This window comes from Winogradskyella sp., assembly GCF_013213835.1.
Lineage (GTDB): Bacteria > Bacteroidota > Bacteroidia > Flavobacteriales > Flavobacteriaceae > Winogradskyella.
On record NZ_JABSSU010000001.1, the window covers coordinates 244119 to 263680 of the forward strand.

General features: G+C 33.1%; 11 protein-coding genes. 1 reads left to right on the forward strand and 10 read right to left on the reverse strand.

Going from position 1 to position 19562, the window contains the following annotated elements; genetic code table 11:
• Positions 1 to 91 precede the first annotated feature (91 nt).
• The 6 genes from HRU50_RS01155 to HRU50_RS01180 all read right to left on the reverse strand — a co-directional run bounded on the left by HRU50_RS01155 (position 92) and on the right by HRU50_RS01180 (position 15529).
• Positions 92 to 5737, reverse strand: a complete 5646-nt coding sequence (locus tag HRU50_RS01155) for a T9SS type B sorting domain-containing protein (RefSeq protein WP_296347288.1) — start codon at positions 5735 to 5737, stop codon at positions 92 to 94.
• A 210-nt stretch (positions 5738 to 5947) separates the two neighbouring features.
• On the reverse strand, positions 5948 to 7786 hold the full coding sequence (locus HRU50_RS01160; RefSeq protein WP_296347290.1) for a gliding motility-associated C-terminal domain-containing protein: 1839 nt from the start codon (positions 7784 to 7786) through the stop codon (positions 5948 to 5950).
• Positions 7787 to 7820: 34 nt separating this feature from the next.
• Complete coding sequence (locus HRU50_RS01165; RefSeq protein WP_296347292.1) at positions 7821 to 10274, reverse strand: T9SS type B sorting domain-containing protein; 2454 nt, start codon at positions 10272 to 10274, stop codon at positions 7821 to 7823.
• Entirely contained in the window at positions 10271 to 13648 is a 3378-nt protein-coding gene (locus HRU50_RS01170; protein ID WP_296347294.1) for a T9SS type B sorting domain-containing protein, read from the reverse strand. The genes HRU50_RS01165 and HRU50_RS01170 overlap by 4 nt, the downstream gene beginning before the upstream one ends.
• A 104-nt stretch (positions 13649 to 13752) precedes the next feature.
• On the reverse strand, positions 13753 to 14577 hold the full coding sequence (locus tag HRU50_RS01175; RefSeq protein ID WP_296347297.1) for an ABC transporter permease subunit: 825 nt from the start codon (positions 14575 to 14577) through the stop codon (positions 13753 to 13755).
• A gap of 46 nt (positions 14578 to 14623) precedes the next feature.
• Positions 14624 to 15529 carry an ATP-binding cassette domain-containing protein gene (locus HRU50_RS01180; RefSeq protein WP_296347299.1) on the reverse strand — a complete coding sequence of 302 codons (906 nt, stop codon included), beginning with the start codon at positions 15527 to 15529 and terminating at the stop codon, positions 14624 to 14626.
• Between the two features lie 127 nt (positions 15530 to 15656).
• Here HRU50_RS01180 and HRU50_RS01185 point away from each other — a divergent pair, with 127 nt between their 5' ends.
• A complete protein-coding gene (locus HRU50_RS01185; protein WP_296347301.1) occupies positions 15657 to 16715 on the forward strand; it encodes a hypothetical protein in 1059 nt (352 codons plus the stop codon).
• A 15-nt stretch (positions 16716 to 16730) separates the two neighbouring features.
• Here HRU50_RS01185 and HRU50_RS01190 read toward each other — a convergent pair whose 3' ends face one another.
• The 4 genes from HRU50_RS01190 to HRU50_RS01205 form a co-directional block, all read right to left on the reverse strand.
• Positions 16731 to 17453 (reverse strand): DUF3667 domain-containing protein, encoded by a 723-nt coding sequence (locus HRU50_RS01190; RefSeq protein WP_296347303.1) that lies wholly within the window; start codon positions 17451 to 17453, stop codon positions 16731 to 16733.
• Between the two features lie 3 nt (positions 17454 to 17456).
• A complete protein-coding gene (locus tag HRU50_RS01195; RefSeq protein WP_296347305.1) occupies positions 17457 to 17972 on the reverse strand; it encodes a hypothetical protein in 516 nt (171 codons plus the stop codon).
• 109 nt (positions 17973 to 18081) lie between these two features.
• Positions 18082 to 19098: a COX15/CtaA family protein gene (locus HRU50_RS01200; protein ID WP_296347711.1), complete on the reverse strand. Its 1017-nt coding sequence runs from the start codon at positions 19096 to 19098 to the stop codon at positions 18082 to 18084.
• A complete protein-coding gene (locus tag HRU50_RS01205; RefSeq protein WP_296347307.1) occupies positions 19085 to 19552 on the reverse strand; it encodes a GNAT family N-acetyltransferase in 468 nt (155 codons plus the stop codon). The genes HRU50_RS01200 and HRU50_RS01205 overlap by 14 nt, the downstream gene beginning before the upstream one ends.
• Between the last annotated feature and the right edge of the window lie 10 nt (positions 19553 to 19562).

The following is a 19562-nucleotide window of genomic DNA, read 5'->3' on the forward strand; positions in this document are numbered from 1 at the left end:
CTTTTTTTGAAGTCCTTGCAAGTACAAGGAACCTCTAATCTCCAAAGATATGAAAAAGTAGGTAAGTGGTAGATAATCTTATTTTTTAAAACTATCTTCTCAATGCAAAATGTCCTTTTACCTCAAAAGATTGTGTACCTCTTTGTACCAATGCAGTAAACCAGTAATCACTAGCTGGTAGTTTAAAACCATTAAATGTACCGTCCCAACCTGGGGTATCGTGTTTTAAGGTAGTTAAATGCTTGCCATAACGATCAAAGATGTGAATTATTGTTCCTGGTAAAGTTTCTACACCTACAATGTGCCAAGTATCAAATTGACCATCTCCATTTGGTGATAAGTGTTTAGGAATATCAATAACAAGGACTTCTCTAGTGACTTCAGAACAACCGTTAAGGTCTATTATCCTGACTGTATGATAACCCATGGCTACATTTTCAAAAATATTTGATTCTTGCGGTTCACCATTATCTAGTTGATATAAGTAATTTCCAATTCCACTTATTGTTACTGTGATATTATTAGGGTCTGAGAAATCTATAATTTCAGTAGCTTCTATAGTTGCTGCCTCAGATTCAGATACTTCAAAGTTTTGTGAAACTTCACAACCAAACTCAGTTGTAACGCTTACCCAATAAGAACCAACATCAGTAATTTCAATTTCTGGCGTGGTCTCACCTGTTGACCATAGGTATTCATCGGATATTATATTTGTATTAGCCGAAACCAATAATGGGCCATGATCTAAGCAAATTACTTGATCCTCTATATCTAAGAAAGGTAATGGATTTACAACAATTGAAAACTGTGTTGTGTTATGACAGCCTGTTGAATTATTAATTACTCGTGCAAATATGGTTTCACCATCATAAGCGACGTAATTCTGAGCTAAAGGAAATTCACCATTATCTGCTTCCTCTTGAGTATTGTGATAGCTTACGCTAAATAGTGTTGCACTTTGGCCATTTAAAATATTTTGATTTTGTTGATTAAGATTAAATTCCACTTGTCCATCATAATCATCATCACACGCGATAAGGTCATTAGGTTGATTTGCTACTGGTAACGGATTAATGCGCAGAGTGAATGGATATACGAAGAAACAATGTGTAGTACTAAATTCAACACGTGCATATAGAGATTCTATCGTTGAGGTATACAAGTAATTTGTATTTAGGGCATTCTGATTTAATAACGCATCGTTTTCGGTAGTATAATAGCTGAATAAAACGTTATAATCTGTGTCAACTAATGCGTTGTTGATACTAGTTAAATCTACGCTAGAATTGTCGTTTTCACAGGCATTAAAAACTTGAATATCATTTACAACTGGTGGTAAATTTGCATTTAATTCTATTGGTACATGTCTATAACAATCACCTACTGTATTATAGACTTTGACGTATACCGTTTGAGGATTACTCAGGTTTGTATATGTATCAGGATTGGATATAGGATTTGTGTTTGATTCTAAATCTGTTATACTCTCGAAATATGTTATTACTTCATTTGTAGGATCTGACTGAAATAGATCATTTTCTGCAGTTGTCAAATCAAATACAGTTATTCCATCATAATTACTATCGCATTCTAAAATAGGTTGTGGTGTGTTAGGAAATGGATTAACCCTTAAGAAGAAACTCGTTAGACTATAACAGCCGGTTTCATTGTTCTCTATTCTTACTGTAATTTCAGTATTTGTGCTTGCTGAGAACGATGAAGCCAATGGATTTGTGTCATTATTTGCCTGCTGTTCATTGAGGTGATATGTCACTGTATAATCAGTTGAATTCTGACTACCTAGAACAGTTAAAGTCTGTGATTCTAAATCGAATGCTTCAAAACCATTATTAGATTCGTCATCACACGCTTGCATGTCGTTAGGCTGATTTGCGACCGGTAACGGATTTATCTGCAATGTAAATTCATACACATAAAAACAGCCAGATGTAGCGTCTTCAATTCTTGCGAATATATTATCATTATTACTGTTATATGTGTAGGATGCTGCAAGTGCATTACTATTAGTTTCAGCGTCTGAGTATGAAGTGTGATAACTTAATAAGACATTAGTGCTATTATCAACTATGACAGTATCAATATCGTTTAGATTGAATACGCTATTTGGATTGTCACATATTTCATAAGTTCCAAAAGTGTTGATTGCTGGTGGAACATTAACAACTAAATCTACAGGAATATTGGCGAAACAATCACTTACAGTATTATGCACTTTTACATAAACTGTTTGAGGATTTGAGATGTTGGTGAAATTTTCAGGGTCTGTAATGGCATTAATTCCTGCCTCAAGATCTTCTACAGTTTCGTAGTATGAAACTTCGGTGTTTTCTTGTCTAACATCTAGTATTTCAATCTCAGCAACGGTTAAATCCCAATTCACCAAGCCATCATAATCAACGTCGCATTGTACTAATTGATCCAATGTATTTACATCTGGGATTTGGATAACGTTTAACACAAAAGATGTTATAGAATTACAAATAGTACCATTATCTACTTGCACATAAATTTCTTGTGGATTAACAGTGTTTGAAAATTGTAATGGCAGAGGATTTGTACTTGTTCTTGCATCGTCTTCTGTTAAGTAAAAAGTGACACTTTGTGTTTCTGGTATACCGGCTGAAATCTCAGTAACTTTAGTAGATAAATCAAACTCAGCAATACCATCATTCGAAATATCATCACAAATGAACCAATTTGTTGGTTGATTGTAATTTGGATTGGTACCAACCTCTATTTCAAATGAAGATGTAGTAAAACAATCAGCATCTGTATTGTTTTCAATCCTGACATAAATGATTTGTGGATTACTGATATTCTGATACGTACTTGTTTTGTCAATTGCATTGACACCATTAATAGCATCTGTTTCTGTTAAATAATAGGAAACAGTTTTACCTGTCTGGCCATCTAAAGCTTCAGTATCTTTAGTTTCAAATATAAACTCACCAATGCCATCTGTTTCATCTTCACAGACAATGTACTCATCCACATAATTACTTAAATCACCAACATAAGGTAATGTATTTACAATGATATCAAGTACTTCTACAGAATGACAGCCGGTAAGGTCATTTTCAATTCTTATATAAATAGATTGCGTACTCGCTTCATAGGCATTAATATCTACAATTGCATTTTGACCATTTATAGCATCAGAATTACTTAAATGAAAAGTAATGGTTCTGTCAACTGTTGAAGTAACCACTTCATTTATTTTAGCTTGTAAGTCTATAATTGACAACCCATCCATGTCTGCATCACAAATTATAATGCCTGTTGGTACTGAGCTTTCTGGTGCTGGTAAAACTTCTATCTCTATTGAACTTGTTGAAGAACAACCCGTTGATACAGAAGTGATTCGTGTGTATAATGTATATGGATTTGTTGTATTTGTATAATTGTTTGGTAGTTGGTTTGAATTTGATGATGCATCTGCTTCAGTTAGAAAATATCCCACAGCATAACCATTTTCACCATGGGTAACTACATCATTAAATATTGAGAGATTTGTTGAAGTAAAACCATCTTGATCGCTATCACAAACTTGTTGCATATCTACAGGATCAAACTCAATTATAGGATTGAGTATTAATTGAAATTCAGCGACATCAAAACATGTAGGGCTTTCAAGTGTAATATAAATTATTTGAGGATTGCTAGTCGAATCATATGGTGATGAAGGATCAATAGGGTTTATCTGACTGTCTCTTTCAGCTTCAGTTTCATAGAATGTAATGGTAATATTTTCAAGTTCATGATAAATAGTACCAGCAATACTCTCGAAATTAAACTCCTGAGAACCATCATTATCTTCATCACAAACGATAATGTCGTTAATGTTAGTTGCAGTTAATAATAGGTTGGTATGCAATTCAATTGGGGTAACAGCAGCACAACCAGTGGTATTACTTTCTACTCGTATAAAAACAATCTGTTCTTGAGCAACAATATTATTATAATTCGTGTCATCAGCAATTGGGTTTTCATTATTTAATGCTTCTGCATTACTTTCATGAAAGGTTACTGTAACATCTGTTATACCTTGTAAAACATCGGCAATTATAGTTGTTAAATCAAAACTGGCCCAACCATCATGATCGGTATCACAGGCATCAATATAATGATTTCCGGTATCAATAATAGGATTGTCAAGTACAGTAATATCTAATGAGGTCGTACTGATACAACCGGTTTGTTGATTTCTTACACTTACATAAACAGTTTCATTTGCATTGGTATTTACATAAGGCATAGGTAGTGGATTGGCACCACTTGCAGCATCTGTTTCTGAAGTGTGATAAGTAATATCTAGACCTGTTTGTAAACCTATTATTTCTTCATTTTGTTGTGTAAGGTCTATGGAGGTAAATCCGTCCGCGTTTTGGTCATCACAGACTAATAAAGGACTCGGATTATTGATGACTGGTAATGCATGTACAACAAGATTAATTGGTGCATAGGCCAAACATCCGTTTGTAATATCTTCTATTCTTGCATATACAGTTTGTGGATTAGAGGTGTTTTGAATAGGTCCGTTTATACTATTCATATCATTTTCAGCATCGGATAAAGAAAGGTGATATGTAATTGTATAATTTGAAGGCATTACAGAAGCTAGCACTTCACTATTCTTAACTGTTAAGTCAAACGTCTCTATACCATCATTTGAGATATCGTCACATAATTCAAAATCTGATATTGGATCAGTAGTTTGAGTAGAATTTAAAGTGATATTAATATCATCCTCAATTGTACAAGTGGTTCCTAACAGAGGAATATCTATAACAACTCTATAATTTCCCGATTGATTTGCGTCATATGTTGCCAAATTTGCACCAGGAATAAGCGTATTATTAAAATACCAACTGTACGTTGCGCCTGGATTTTGAATATTACCATCTAAAGTAAATTGGCTGGCACACATAGAAAAGTCTTCGCCTAAATCTACTGTGGCATTAAAACTGTTTCCTTCAATAAATACTGCAGAATCGTAATTTTCATCCGTTTGATCTGCAATTACTAATTTAATCTGATATTCTACATTTGGTTGTATAGCCGCAGTTGCTGTAAGAACCGTTGTGCGTCCATTATAGTTTGTATCGCCAATATTATTACCTTCAAAGTATTGTGCATTTGATGCCGGGCAAAAACCAACAATTTCATCATGGATGGTATTAGTATTCACTGGAGTTGATGTTCCAGGAATTACGGCAATGTTTGTATATGGATCTGCGGTGCCAGCTTCTCTAATCAAAAAAGCGAAACCGTCTGAATAATTACAAGGGAAATTTCCGAAGTATTCTTCTGAGGCTAGTATGTAGCTAAACTGTATTTGGTTTGAGATGGATACAAAGTTGAATTCTAAAGAAGTTGCATTTAAAGTTCCTGTAATACCCAAAGCTTGTTCTATATCTGGATCTGTTACCCAACTATCGTCACCATCGTTTAGAATTAAATTGGTTAAACCATTACCTGCAGCACTCGCATCACCAGTAGACAATACAATTCCGTTTTGAAAGGGAAAATTAGAAGCAGCACTATCAAAGTAACCAAAGCTTCCTATACCAATTGCACTACCATTATATGAAGATGTTATATTTGAGACTTCAACACATCCTTGTATTAAAGTATTTTCAATTAAATCTTGAGGGGAAATACTATTGTCAACGGTTATTTGTTGAGCGTATGAAGCACAACAAATAAAACAGAACATTAGCCTGAGGGAATGTTTTACATAATCCATAGATAGTAGGTTAAGTTTAAAATTGTCAACTAATAATTAGTTTGGGGCTAACTCGTTGTTAATTTCAAATATGGTCGAAATTAGAATTATTATAGATGAAAAACAAAAAAATACGACGAAATACAATTAATATTAACGTTTTATATCAAATGATAAGAAAATTATGAATGTATGTTTAACTTAGTAATTGACATAGACCCAACCTGTCATCGGTAGGTAATTAGGGTCATTTAGATTTAAAATGTAGAAATAAGTTCCTATTGGAACAGTTTTGCCATGGTTGTTAATTCCTCTATTCACTTTTCCATCCCAAGGTTTTTCGTTATCGCCTTCAAAAATTAAAGTACCTAAACGATTGTAAATTTTTAGTTCGTGATCAATAAAAACATTATATAGTCTTTGAATATTAAACCAATCATTATAACTATCTTCATTAGGCGAAAATCCTTGTGGAACATAAGGCGGACAGTTTTCTATATTGAGGTTAAATTGAAAAATCTCATAGCATGGGGCGTTTTCCTTACGGATATATATGGTTTGAGGATTTACGGCATTATTGTAAGATGTAGGAATTAATATTTCATTAGATGTATCTTCTAAATCTTCAATTCTTGTGTAAAATGAAATGTCTTCTTCAATAAATTCAATATCTGAAAGGGCTTCAAATAAATTATATGTCCCAGTTTCAAAACCTTCGTTACATTCCAATAAACTTGGCAATGTTATTATATCTGGTATCACTAATAATTCAACTTCTAGAATCTCTAAATTATTCTCTTCATTTATTTCTGGTATAATACTCGCCATGGTGCCGTCATCATCAACACTGAGTAATACTAAAATTAATGAGTCTGAAGTTTCGGGTACCACAATGGTAGCAGTGTTTGTCTCACTTCCTCCAATAGGGATATCATTAACTATTTGACTTTGCCCAACTAATGCACCATCAACATAAAAGGCAATTGGTGTATTTGCTGGCAAAAGCGCTGTGCTATTTACGTTACTTACCGTATAATCTATGTCAACATTATTTTCACCACAATTCACTGTATAGTCAATCGCAGCAATTGTAGCGTCGGGTAATTGACTATTAAGAACTGTGATGATATTATTAATTATTATGAGATCTGCTCTAAATATGCCATCTGGTCCGAAGTCACCAGTTGTTAGTTTTATAGATACTGATGTATCGCCAATATTTATATTATTTTCTATGTCGTAAACATCTAAATCTGCATTATAAAAATTGCTTGAATTCGTAAAAGTATTTGTGCCATTGAAAGCATTATCAGCAAGATTCAATGGTGGATTAGAAATGATATTATCATTGATTGATAGCGATTCACCAAAGTTGAGGTTATTGTCTCCTTCCCAAGCTAAAAAGCCAATTTTAGCACCTTGGTTATCTAAAACATTTACATTGGTTAGCGTTATTTCCTTTTCTTGTTCATTTCTATTGATGATTTCTAACCCTTGATATAAGTTGATTTGATTTAGAGGAAGTGAATTGTTTTCGTAAATAACATAGATGCTCCAACCACCAAAGTTTGTCCTGTTATTGCAATAGCCAGAGTTTGATAATAGGGTTGAGTTGATGTCAATATCTGATAACTGATAAGTGCCATTGCCTTCATTTAAAATTAGATTAGTAATATCGGCATAGCATGAAAAATAAATTAATTCTCCACTGAAAATATCGGTATATGTTACCGTATAAGTATCATCAGCTATTATTGGAATACTATTAAGTGAAACTTGACTATCACCAGGTCCTGAACCTGCCCAATATAAATAGGCTTTGATAATTTGGTTGCTTGGATCTACGTTCAAATTTGCGCTTGAAGCATTTAAAACACTACAGAAGCTTGAGACGTTATTTTCATTAGGATTAAGAGTGTTTCCAATTGCAGTATAATCGTATCTACCATTAAATTGCGCAAATAAATCAATGTCTTGAGAAGATACTGATATTGAAAGAGAAGCTGTAAAAAAAAGTAATATGTATTTTAGTTGTTTCAAAAATAGGGCTTGTAAAAACCTAAAATACAATTTTTTATCTCTTCAGTGCAAAGTGACTGGTAAAAGTTCGGCCATCTTGCAGTTTAACTTGAAACCAGTAATCACTAGCAGGCATAGTAGCTCCGTTATATGTGCCATCCCAACCAGTACTTAAAGGGTCAAGTTCTATCAAGAGTTTACCGTAACGGTCAAAAATAAGGATTTTAGAATTGGCTTGAAATTGGTCACTGATACCCTTTACTTGCCAGAACTCATTTTCATCATCACCATTTGGTGTAAAGAATTTTGGAAACCCAATAACTGATACAAGTTCATCTACAATACCACAATCATTTTTATCTCTAACAAATACTGTGTATAATCCAGGTAGTACATCTAGAAAAATATTGCTGTCTTGGTACGGGCCATTAATATTATCGAGAGCAAATTCGTAATCACCTTCACCAGAAACAAAAACAGTTATAGTGTTGTTTTGAGAAGCATCAACCACTTCAATATCAGTAATTGTAGCGATATTAGAAGGTAATACATTAATTGTTCTGTCTTTAAAACACCCATCTGTATTAAATACTCTTACGGTATATGTGCCTGGTACATTGACTTCTATAGTTGAAGTGGTTTCACCTGTAGACCATTCAAAAGTATAATTGTTTGGTAGGTCATTTATTAGGCCAGCATCTAAGATGATAGTTTCAGTTGAATTATTAAGACAATATAAGGTTTCAAACTGTGTTTCAATCTGAGGTAGTTCAAAAACAGTTAATTCGATTTCACTGATACCAAAACATGCATTATCATTTTCAACACGTGCATATATAGTTTGGTTATAAGGCACTGTATTAGTGAATGTAGCCCCAAGAGGATTGATTTCAAGAAGTGCATCATCATAAGTTTCGTAATAATTGAGATCTAAGCCAGCTGGTGAACCAGCAAGCACAATGGTATTAGCATCATTTAGATTAAACGATGCAAAACCATCTTCAGTACCATCGTCATCACATTGCGATAAACTAGCATTGTTAGAAGCTGTTGTACTAACCTCTAGAGATAACTCAGAGAAATTGATACAGCCAGTATTGGTGTTAGTCACTCTAGTGTAAAGGATCTGTGGATTTAAGAAATTATTAAAAACATTAGGGTCGATTGCATTACTATCATTTTGCGCATCATCTTGTGAAAGGTAAAAGTTTACGGTGGAGTCAGGATTGTTGTCAGTGATATCTCCATAAGCTTCTGTGAGATTAAATGTTGTAAAACCTTCAGGAATACCATCTTCATCGCATTGTAGAAGTGTAACGCCATTAGCCACTGGAATCGCTTCAACCTCTATGTTAAATGATGTAAACCCAATACATCCCAAATCTAAATCCTCTATCCTTACAAAAATCTCAATAGGATTTGGAGTTGGATTATTGTAAATACTAGGTAATGGATTATTGTTTTGTTCAGCATCGGTTTGACTTAAATAATAACTGATATTTAAATTTGCTCCTGAAATGCCATTAACAATTTCTTCGCTTTTTGTATTAAAATCAAAGGTTGCTAAACCGTTTTGATTATCCCCATCGGAATCGTCATCACAAACCAAGTAGGCTGTTGGATTATTGAAATTATTGAGGGAGGTGACATTAATAGTCATTCTATTTATAATAAAACATCCAGACACTGAGTTTTGTATTCTAATAAAAACGATTTGAGTCAAAAAAAAACTTGTGAATACGTCTCCAAGAGGATTGATATTAATGATAGCATCACTTTCTGAATTATGAAAACTAACATCAATATTGTTTTGACCATTACTAATGCCTTGAGAAATATCTGTAAGATCAATTTCTGTTATTGCATCATCGAAAGGTGCTACACTATCGCACAAATCTAAATCTGTCATTTCAGGCACATTTGGATTTGGTAATAAAGGATTAATTGGATTATCTGGAAAGGTGGCAGTACCTGTCCATTCTAACAAAAAAGGACTGTTGCCGACTGGTCTATCTATAACTAAAAAAAATGTTTCACCGGCTACAACATCTAGGTCACTTACAAAGCTATCACCGTCAGCTCCAGGACCTTCATTCGGATCAGGGTCGCTAGGACTCATTCCTGTTAAGTTATTGCCTTGACCAGCAGCAGCAGGATTGGTTGTTGAGCATCTTATGGTTTGCCCTAAATTATCACAAGTGGCATTAGGACCAAAAAGAAAGAAATCATAATCTTCTGTTATGGCTGAACTACTTGGTGTTAATGTGAAAGCTAAAGTACCTGATGTCTCAATAGTAAGTTCAAACCAAATACTATTGTTTTCACCACTTTGACAAGTGCTTAGTCCTTGAACTTCTTCAACTCCTTCACCATTAACATCAAAAGTGAAACTAGAATTACCACAAATTGTTATGGCGTTAACACAATCATTAGGTTCTTGACTAAAAACCCATGAAGAAAGGCCGAACAGTAATAAAAATAATACTAATTGTTTACGAAAGATTCTCATCGTTTAAGTGCAAAGTGACTGGTAAAAGTTCGGCCATCTTGCAGTTTAACTTGAAACCAGTAATCACTAGCAGGCATAGTAGCTCCGTTATATGTGCCATCCCAACCAGTACTTAAAGGGTCAAGTTCTATCAAGAGTTTACCGTAACGGTCAAAAATAAGGATTTTAGAATTGGCTTGAAATTGGTCACTGATACCCTTTACTTGCCAGAACTCATTTTCATCATCACCATTTGGTGTAAAGAATTTTGGAAACCCAATAACTGATACAAGTTCATCTACAATACCACAATCATTTTTATCTCTAACAAATACTGTGTATAATCCAGGTAGTACATCTAGAAAAATATTGCTGTCTTGGTACGGGCCATTAATATTATCGAGAGCAAATTCGTAATCACCTTCACCAGAAACAAAAACAGTTATAGTGTTGTTTTGAGAAGCATCAACCACTTCAATATCAGTAATTGTAGCGATATTAGAAGGTAATACATTAATTGTTCTGTCTTTAAAACACCCATCTGTATTAAATACTCTTACGGTATATGTGCCTGGTACATTGACTTCTATAGTTGAAGTGGTTTCACCTGTAGACCATTCAAAAGTATAATTGTTTGGTAGGTCATTTATTAGGCCAGCATCTAAGATGATAGTTTCAGTTGAATTATTAAGACAATATAAGGTTTCAAACTGTGTTTCAATCTGAGGTAGTTCAAAAACAGTTAATTCGATTTCACTGATACCAAAACATGCATTATCATTTTCAACACGTGCATATATAGTTTGGTTATAAGGCACTGTATTAGTGAATGTAGCCCCAAGAGGATTGATTTCAAGAAGTGCATCATCATAAGTTTCGTAATAATTGAGATCTAAGCCAGCTGGTGAACCAGCAAGCACAATGGTATTAGCATCATTTAGATTAAACGATGCAAAACCATCTTCAGTACCATCGTCATCACATTGCGATAAACTAGCATTGTTAGAAGCTGTTGTACTAACCTCTAGAGATAACTCAGAGAAATTGATACAGCCAGTATTGGTGTTAGTCACTCTAGTGTAAAGGATTTGTGGATTTAAGAAATTATCAAAAACATTAGGGTCGATTGCATTGTTATCATTTTGAGCATCATCTTGCGAAAGGTAATAGGTTACGGAAGCGTCAGGATCGCTGTCAGTGATAACTCCATAAGCTTCTGTAAGATTAAATGTTGTAAAACCTTCAGGAATACCGTCTTCATCGCATTGAATTAATGATACATTATTGGCGATTGGTATTTCGTTGATTTCAATGTCAAAACTACTAGTGTTGAAACAATCTGTTTTTAGCGTATTTTCTAATCTAACAAATATTGTTGCATCTGTTGTTGTGTATAAAAGCGGTAGTGCAAAGGCATTATTATCTGCGTCATCTTGCGTAAGATGAAACGTTATGTTCGTTTCGGATGCGCTTTGCGTACCACGTAAAGTTGGTATGTAATCATTAAAGTCTATAGTCGCTATGCCATCTGTTTGATCACCTTCATTATCACAAAATTCAATGGTATTTAGTTGTGTTAGTGATGGAGTGTCAAAAACTGTCACTTGAAATGAGTTAATGTCGAAACAATTTGGGTTGTCAACATTATCTACACGAACAAATATTGGTTGTGGATTTAATGAATTGCTATAAGGGAATGTGATCTCGTTTTGGTTATTTTCAGCATCAAGCAATGTCTCAAAATAACTGACATTATATTGATTCGAGTCTTGTGTTAGTAATGCTTCACCATTCTTATTTGTAAAATCAAAACTATCAAACACATCATCATTATTGGCGTCATCACAAATCTCAATATCTGTAAGGGGATTAGCAACAGGTATATCAAAAATCCCAACAATAGCATTACCTTCAATAGGACAATCTCCATTATTTGGTTCTACAAAAACTTCATAAAAACCAGGAGTGTTTATAAATAACTCAAAAGTAGTTTCTGTTAGAGGAACACCATCTTTCGTCCATGCATAATCTGCCCCTGGAATATCATCTGCTCTTAACGTATAAGAGTCACCTACGCACAAACTTAATTCAGTGGTACTCTCACCATTTTTTATTATATCAACCTGAGAGTTAAATAGAGACTGAATAAAAGGTGGTAAACCAATTCTACTCAGATTATTTGGTGGTCCACCAATATTTAATAAAATTCCTTGTTCATTATAAATAACGTTAGGACCATCATCTTCTGGGTTTTCAATGATCCCTATATATTGCCCCGAATTATTAAAGTTACTAAAATCTACCTGTGCTCGATAGATTCGTCTATCTATTCCAAGTTGTAATGCGCCAGCACTTAAAGAATTTGATGTGTGTACTACAGTTGCTGTAGAAGGTATATCAAATGCCTCCAAATCCCATTGCAATAGTTGACTTGCTCCATTACCTGCTGGGCCTATACCGATTGTTGCATATACTTTTCTATTTTCAGCTGAAAACTCAACACCATAAGGGCTATTATTATTTTGTGCACTGTATAGTTCTAGCGGGTTTGAGACAATACCTGTATCATTATCAAAATCAAATAACACAATACTGCCACCAGCATCACCACTTAATGTTGTAGATTCTCCAAAGTTTGCAATAACCAATTTACTTCCATCAGGTGAAGCCTTAAGATAACCTAAAGCATTTCTGCGATAACCTTCAAGCGGTATGTATGGTCCAACTGTAGAAGTTACAGGATTAGGGTCAACACCATTGTCGTCAATTTTGAAGGCGTAAAAGGTATCACCAAAATGGGTAATTACCCAAAATGAAAAACAATCATCAGCCTTAACAGCAGTAATCTTTTCTGAGCATTTAAGTTCTGTTGCTAATGGATTTGTTTGGTCATAAGTAACCAATTGAACATTTTTTAAAGTATTATCCACAGCACCGAGTCCGTTATCATCTAACATGTTAACTTGTGAATACATTAAACCATCATTGATACCATCACCATCAACCTCGTTTGGGAAACTTGAAGTGTTGAAATGATGGGGTTCATCTACTGTAAATATGTAATAGAAATTGGGATCTTGGGGTTTAGGTACAATAACCCCAGACGACGTACTCGAAGGATCTCCTTTTAGACTTGTACCATTTAGCATTATTTGATGGTTTCTATTCCAAACAGTAATACCGTCAGAATAGAAAAGTAAATTTCCGTCAGAATCAGAAATTGAAGTACAACCCTCTAATGTATTTATTTGACCGTCTGTTATGGCCTCTACATTACCTGTTTGACTGTCAAATCTTAAACCGGCATTTTGACCAAAATACCAATAGGATGCTTCATTTTGTGCAGTAACAACCACACTCACTAAAAATATGAGGGTAACTAATAATCTTTTCATAACATCTTTTTGTGCAAACCGCACCATCTTAAAATACTAAAACTACAACGTCAATTATCTAGTTTTAGTTTTTAAAATTTACATAGCAATTGCTATCAAAGATATTATAAATCTCGCTTTTTTAATAATTGATAAGATAAAAAGATAAAAAGTGCAGACCAACCAAGTACAATAGCAATCTCGTACCAATGTACTGCATAGTCATAAGCTAAATCACCTTTTTCAGGGAACTTGGTCATTGCAACTCTTTGAAGCGGCTGATCAATAAGCTTATACATGGATTGGATGGGGAAGAAATTAAAAATCTTCCCAGCGAAATCACCATCAATTCGCCAAGCCATTAGGCCAAAAATGATAAGTTCTAAAATCCAGGTGATAAATATAAAGCCTAATGCAAAAGCAGAGCGTTTTAAAAGCATTCCAAAGAATAAACATAAACTAAAGAAACCAACTAATTTTACAAAATATGCTAGTAAAAATTCCACCTCTCTAAAAATAATTGAAGCCTCCGTGTAGCTCGAATAATATAATCCTATAAAAAATGATGCAAGTCCAATTAAGAGTGTGGCACATAATGAGAAAAATACAATGGTGTAAAACTTCGAGAGAATAAATTCCTTTTTACTTAATCCATCAATAAGGTTTTGTTTTAATGTTTTGTTGCTATATTCATTACCAATCATACTAACAACCACAATTGCAAAAAAGAACTTAAAGTATGAGGCAAAAAAAGTTGTTATATGCCATATAATAGGAAAATTAAAGATGCCTAATTCACCTAATTCTAAGGTGAATAATCCAAAGAAATTAATTTTTATAGACGATAAGATAAGTACCGTAAAGGGTAAAATAAATGAAATTATGATTAAAACTCTACTCGTTTTATTAAGCCAAAGTTTTTGTAATTCTAATGATATAAGACGTAACATAATGATGATTGGTGTGTTTTAATTATATAATTCAGAATTAGATGTTTTAATTTGATTGATTGTCTGTTAGTTGTAAGAACTGTTCCTCTAGGCTTTCTTTTCTTTTTACAAGATGTGACAATAGAATACCCTTTTCAAACATAAGTTTATTAAAATCAGAGGCAGACATTGGTTCATTTAAAAAAGCTGTAATAAGATCGCCTTCTATGTTAATTTTACCGAAATTAGTATTGGACTCTAATAATTCTAATAATGCATCTTGTTGTTCTGCTTTAAGTTCAAAGAATCCATGACTATTAATCATTTCATCTACTCGGCCAGAATACAATTTTTCACCTTTTCTTAAAACAACCACATGTGTGCAAACTTTTTCAACTTCATCCAATAGGTGAGAGGCCAGTAAAATTGTAGTCCCACCTGCAGCAATGTCCTTTATAATTTGACGAATTTGATGTATTCCTTGTGGATCTAGGCCATTAGTTGGCTCATCTAAAATTAATATTTCAGGATCATTAAGTAAAGCTGACGCAATAGCTAAACGTTGTTTCATACCAAGTGAGTATGTTCTAAACTTATGACCTTTTCTGTCTAAAAGCCCGACAACTTCTAATTTCTCGTCAATTTTGCTGAAATCAACCCCTTTAATTTTACAAACTAATTTAAGATTTTGTTCTGCCGTCATGTAAGGATAGAAATTAGGTCTTTCAATTATAGCACCTACTTGTTTTAAGGCATCATGCGTTGATGTATTACCATCAAACCAATGAAAATCACCTTGGGTTTTATTAACTACATTAAGTACAATACCTAGCGTGGTAGATTTACCACTTCCATTAGGTCCTAATATACCATAGACATTGCCTTTGTGAATTGTAAAGCTCAAATCCTTCACAGCAGTGAGGTAACCGAACTTTTTAGTAAGATTATTGATTGTTAAGATTGGTTGTTCCAAAATATGATTGGTTTTTGATTGGATATAAGAACAACTGAATACTATTCAGGAATTCTGATTTATGTAGGTAAGACGAATGTGATATAGTTTTGTTACAGTCATTTAAATAAAAGCTTAAATTTATGCTATGGAAGGAGACTTAAAAATATCAAAGAGAAAGCCTTCGTATAAGGTTTCTGAAAAATTACATAATTACCTATCTCACTATAGAAGAAATATTAATCTTCCGATTTCTTATGAAGATTTATTGCGTTTTCAAGGTTCAATAGTGGTCTATGATAAGAATGATGAAGATACTTTGTGGATACGCGTGTATTACAATGAATTTGACAGAGAGGAAATTGATACAAGTTTAAAACAGGTGTATTCCCAATTAATTTCTGATGGAGGTGAAAGTGTTTTAAAATATTTAAATGTAGATGCTATCGACTACTGTACATTCGGAAATTCTAAACCATTTAGAGTAAAAGTTAGAAATATACTCAATGATAATTTCACCTATTTCTATGTAAAAAAAGCTGATGCTTCAAGAATTTACGGCTTAGAATTAGAGCACATGTTGTCGCCATACAACCTGAACTTTTTAGTATGTAAGGATACTTTGATTGAAGAGCATATAGCTGGTATTCCTGGCGATGAATTTATAAAAAATATGTTACCAAAATGTTCGTCATCAGAAAAAGCTCAGATTGCTAAAGAATTTATAAAGTTTAATGAGCGCTGTATGATAAGACTTCTTGGTGATATGCGTTCGTATAACTATGTTATTGTACCTACTCATGATTTTGATCAAGTAGTTTATAAAATAAGAGCTATAGATTTTGATCAACAATCTTATGAAGGCAATCTAAAAATATATAGACCACAGTTTTTTAAAGAAAACTATAAAATGGTTGAGATGGTTAGAGAAAAAATACAGAATGAATCTGTAAATCAATATAAAATTGAAGAACGATCTATAGTTGCAAAACGTCTTATTAGTTTTAAAGCGAGGGTAGAGGCATTGTTAGATTGTATGCAATCAGATGAGTTGTCTATACCAAAATATACAGAGCAATTAAAGCTAGAAATATTTAATTACACACATGATGTTAACTTTAAGAAAAGTAGAAATATGGGTGAAGTAGTAAAATCTGCTTTAGATTTTGTGAAGCGTAATTATGAAAATGTAAGTGCTTTACGTTAGTATTTATCCTTACAATTACACTAAGCTTTTTAGATATAAGCCAATCAAAGGAGCAATAAATTGTAGTATAGTAGAGGAAAGTATACTTAATAAGATTGTTATAACTACAACTAATTTGTAATCATATTTTTTATATACTTGGTACATTAGTGCACAAATAATAAGATAAGTTAACGGATTAAAAATAATTGGTGCTGAGTAAATAGGTATTAATAGCGTTGAAATAATAATTGCGTGGCCAACAATAAAAGAATTGATAACTATATGTTCTACGAAATTTCGTTTTTTTAATATTAATGCACTTAGAATGCTTAGGTAAAATATATTAAGTAAGAAAAAGTATTTTATGTATTTGTAGGTGAAATATCCTACTTGATACCAAAAGTTATAGTTACTATTGCTGGTTCTTTCTTTATTGTAACCTGAAGATTTGAAACTTTCAAATAACGAATAATCATAATAATGGTCCATAAATAAATACAACCCTATAGCTATCAAAGCATAGCTAAAGGGATTAAATACATTTATTCTTTTACCTTCTATATAACCATTAATGTATTTGCCAGGATGTAGTGTTAGATTTTTGAAATTAGAGAAAAGTCCTTTGTCAGTATTTGTAATGGTCTTGAATGCATCATTTATAATTTTGCCAAATGTAAAACGTTTGGTTTGGCTTTTTTGACCGCAGTTGGGACAAAAATTCCCTTCAAATATTGTCTTACAGTTTAGACATTCCATGAATTAGTTCCAATGTTCATCAAAATCTAAGTCACTGTAATCATCTACGTCTAAACCGTCTTGAAACTCATTAAAATCATCATCTGATTCTGCTTCAAACAATTTTTCTGGTGCTTGATCTGGAATTTGACCATGCACAAACATCAAATTAGGATAGTCTGTTCCTGAGGCTTCATCTACAATTTCTGCTAATTCCACAAAAAACGTCCACATGCTCAAGAAGTCATAAACATAAATCAGTTTTGGTGAAGCTTCATGAACAACATCTTTTATAATTGTTGTACTCATCATTTTTACCTCATTACCAGCTTCACTCATATCAAACATGGCAATTTCTTCACCTTGATTCCACTTATCATCACTGATATAAAAGGAGGCCATTTCCATACCATCAAACCCAAAGGATTGCGTAATAATGTTATGTAAGTCTTCCATAGTGTCTGTTTCACGAATTTCTAAGTCGCGAAACACATCCTCTTCAGTATCGTTGTCTAAGATGACTCTAAATCTGTAAATCATACTGCAAAGATAGATTTTAAATGGTAATTAGTATTAAGGGATAAGTAAAAAGTGATCAATCTTGAGTAATCAGTTTTTTTACATATGCCAATAGCCAAAAGCCAATAATTTATTTACTAAATCGGTGTAAAGTAAAAACCATTGCACTTAGTAAGAAAAATGCTCCAACTTGATGAAGTACTCCCAACCAAACAGGCACCGCTAATAAAATGGTAAGGACACCTAATAAAAATTGAAAACCAACAATGATTAAAAGTAAATTTACACCTTTACCTTGCCATTTTGTGAGTTCTAATTTTGACGTTTTATACCAAATCGCTAAAACAAATGCTACTACAATATATGCCAACGTTCTATGAACAAATTGTACACCACTTTTGCCTTCAATAAAATTAAGATAGACAGGGTTTAGTTCTGAGTAGGCAGTTTCATGAATAAACTTACCTTCACTCATCATTGGCCAATGGTTATGAATCCAACCAGCATCTAATCCGGCAACAAATGCACCGTATACAATTTGTATAACTAGTACGACAAAACTCAGTCTAATAAAGTTTCTAATTTTTGTGTTTATTTCTTTTTTATTTGGGAAAATTAAGTCCAAAGCCACCCAAAATGTATACGAAAATGTTAGGAACGCGGTGGTTAAATGAGCCGCTAACCTATAATGACTTACATCGGGTCTGTCTACCAATCCACTTTTTACCATATACCAACCTAAGAAACCTTGAAATCCACCCATAAAAAGTAGGATTATGGCTTTTTTTATGGTAGATGAGCTCAGTCTTTTTCTAACCAAAAAGTAAATAAATGGTATGATGAAAACCAAACCAATAAAACGACCAATAACACGATGTATCCATTCCCAAAAGTAGATGTCTTTAAACTCTTCTAAAGACATACCATAATTAAGTTTTTGGTATTCAGGATATTGCTTGTAGAGATCAAAAGCTTCATTCCATTCGACCTCATTCATCGGTGGAATGGTGCCAGAAATTAATTTGTAATTTGACATTGATAATCCAGAATGTGTTAATCTAGTGATACCACCAACAATAACCATAATGAATATTAAAATACAACCAGTTAGTAACCAATAAATAACAGCATTATTATCTTTCTTCATCATTTTTTATTTCTTTTTCAAAGCATATGCTATTGTCCATATTAGCATATTGCCCATAATTTTCTATTATAGCGTAATTATTTTTTTTATAAAATTCCACAGCTTCGACCTGTCGTTTTCCAGTTTCAAGAACCGTAGATTTGTATCCCAACTCAAAAGCCCAATTTTCTAATTCCTCAAGTACTTTTGCTGCAATTCCGTTTCCTCTTTCAATAGGAATGGTGAACATGCGTTTTATTTCAACTTTTGATGTTTTAAATACTTTAAAAGCTCCACAAGCAACAGCGTTTTTACCTTTGTAAGCCAGAACAACATGGTTTAAATGTTCAATAGAATTAAACTGATTGTAAAATTCGTGCTCATCGCCATCAGTCACTTTTAAGTACGCATCAAGCTGTTTTACTAAATCAGCAAAATCTTTATTACTAGAATTTGTTCTTAAAAGTGTTATCATTTCAATTTTA

Bases quoted from the DNA above. Each gene is read 5' to 3' on its own strand.
- HRU50_RS01155 (WP_296347288.1), bottom strand. From the start codon at position 5,737: ATGTTCTGTTTTATTTGTTGTGCTTCATACGCTCAACAAATAACCGTT.
- HRU50_RS01165 (WP_296347292.1), bottom strand. From the start codon at position 10,274: ATGAGAATCTTTCGTAAACAATTAGTATTATTTTTATTACTGTTCGGC.
- HRU50_RS01170 (WP_296347294.1), bottom strand. From the start codon at position 13,648: ATGAAAAGATTATTAGTTACCCTCATATTTTTAGTGAGTGTGGTTGTT.
- HRU50_RS01175 (WP_296347297.1), bottom strand. From the start codon at position 14,577: ATGTTACGTCTTATATCATTAGAATTACAAAAACTTTGGCTTAATAAA.
- HRU50_RS01185 (WP_296347301.1), top strand. From the start codon at position 15,657: ATGGAAGGAGACTTAAAAATATCAAAGAGAAAGCCTTCGTATAAGGTT.
- HRU50_RS01190 (WP_296347303.1), bottom strand. From the start codon at position 17,453: ATGGAATGTCTAAACTGTAAGACAATATTTGAAGGGAATTTTTGTCCC.
- HRU50_RS01195 (WP_296347305.1), bottom strand. From the start codon at position 17,972: ATGATTTACAGATTTAGAGTCATCTTAGACAACGATACTGAAGAGGAT.
- HRU50_RS01200 (WP_296347711.1), bottom strand. From the start codon at position 19,098: ATGAAGAAAGATAATAATGCTGTTATTTATTGGTTACTAACTGGTTGT.
- HRU50_RS01205 (WP_296347307.1), bottom strand. From the start codon at position 19,552: ATGATAACACTTTTAAGAACAAATTCTAGTAATAAAGATTTTGCTGAT.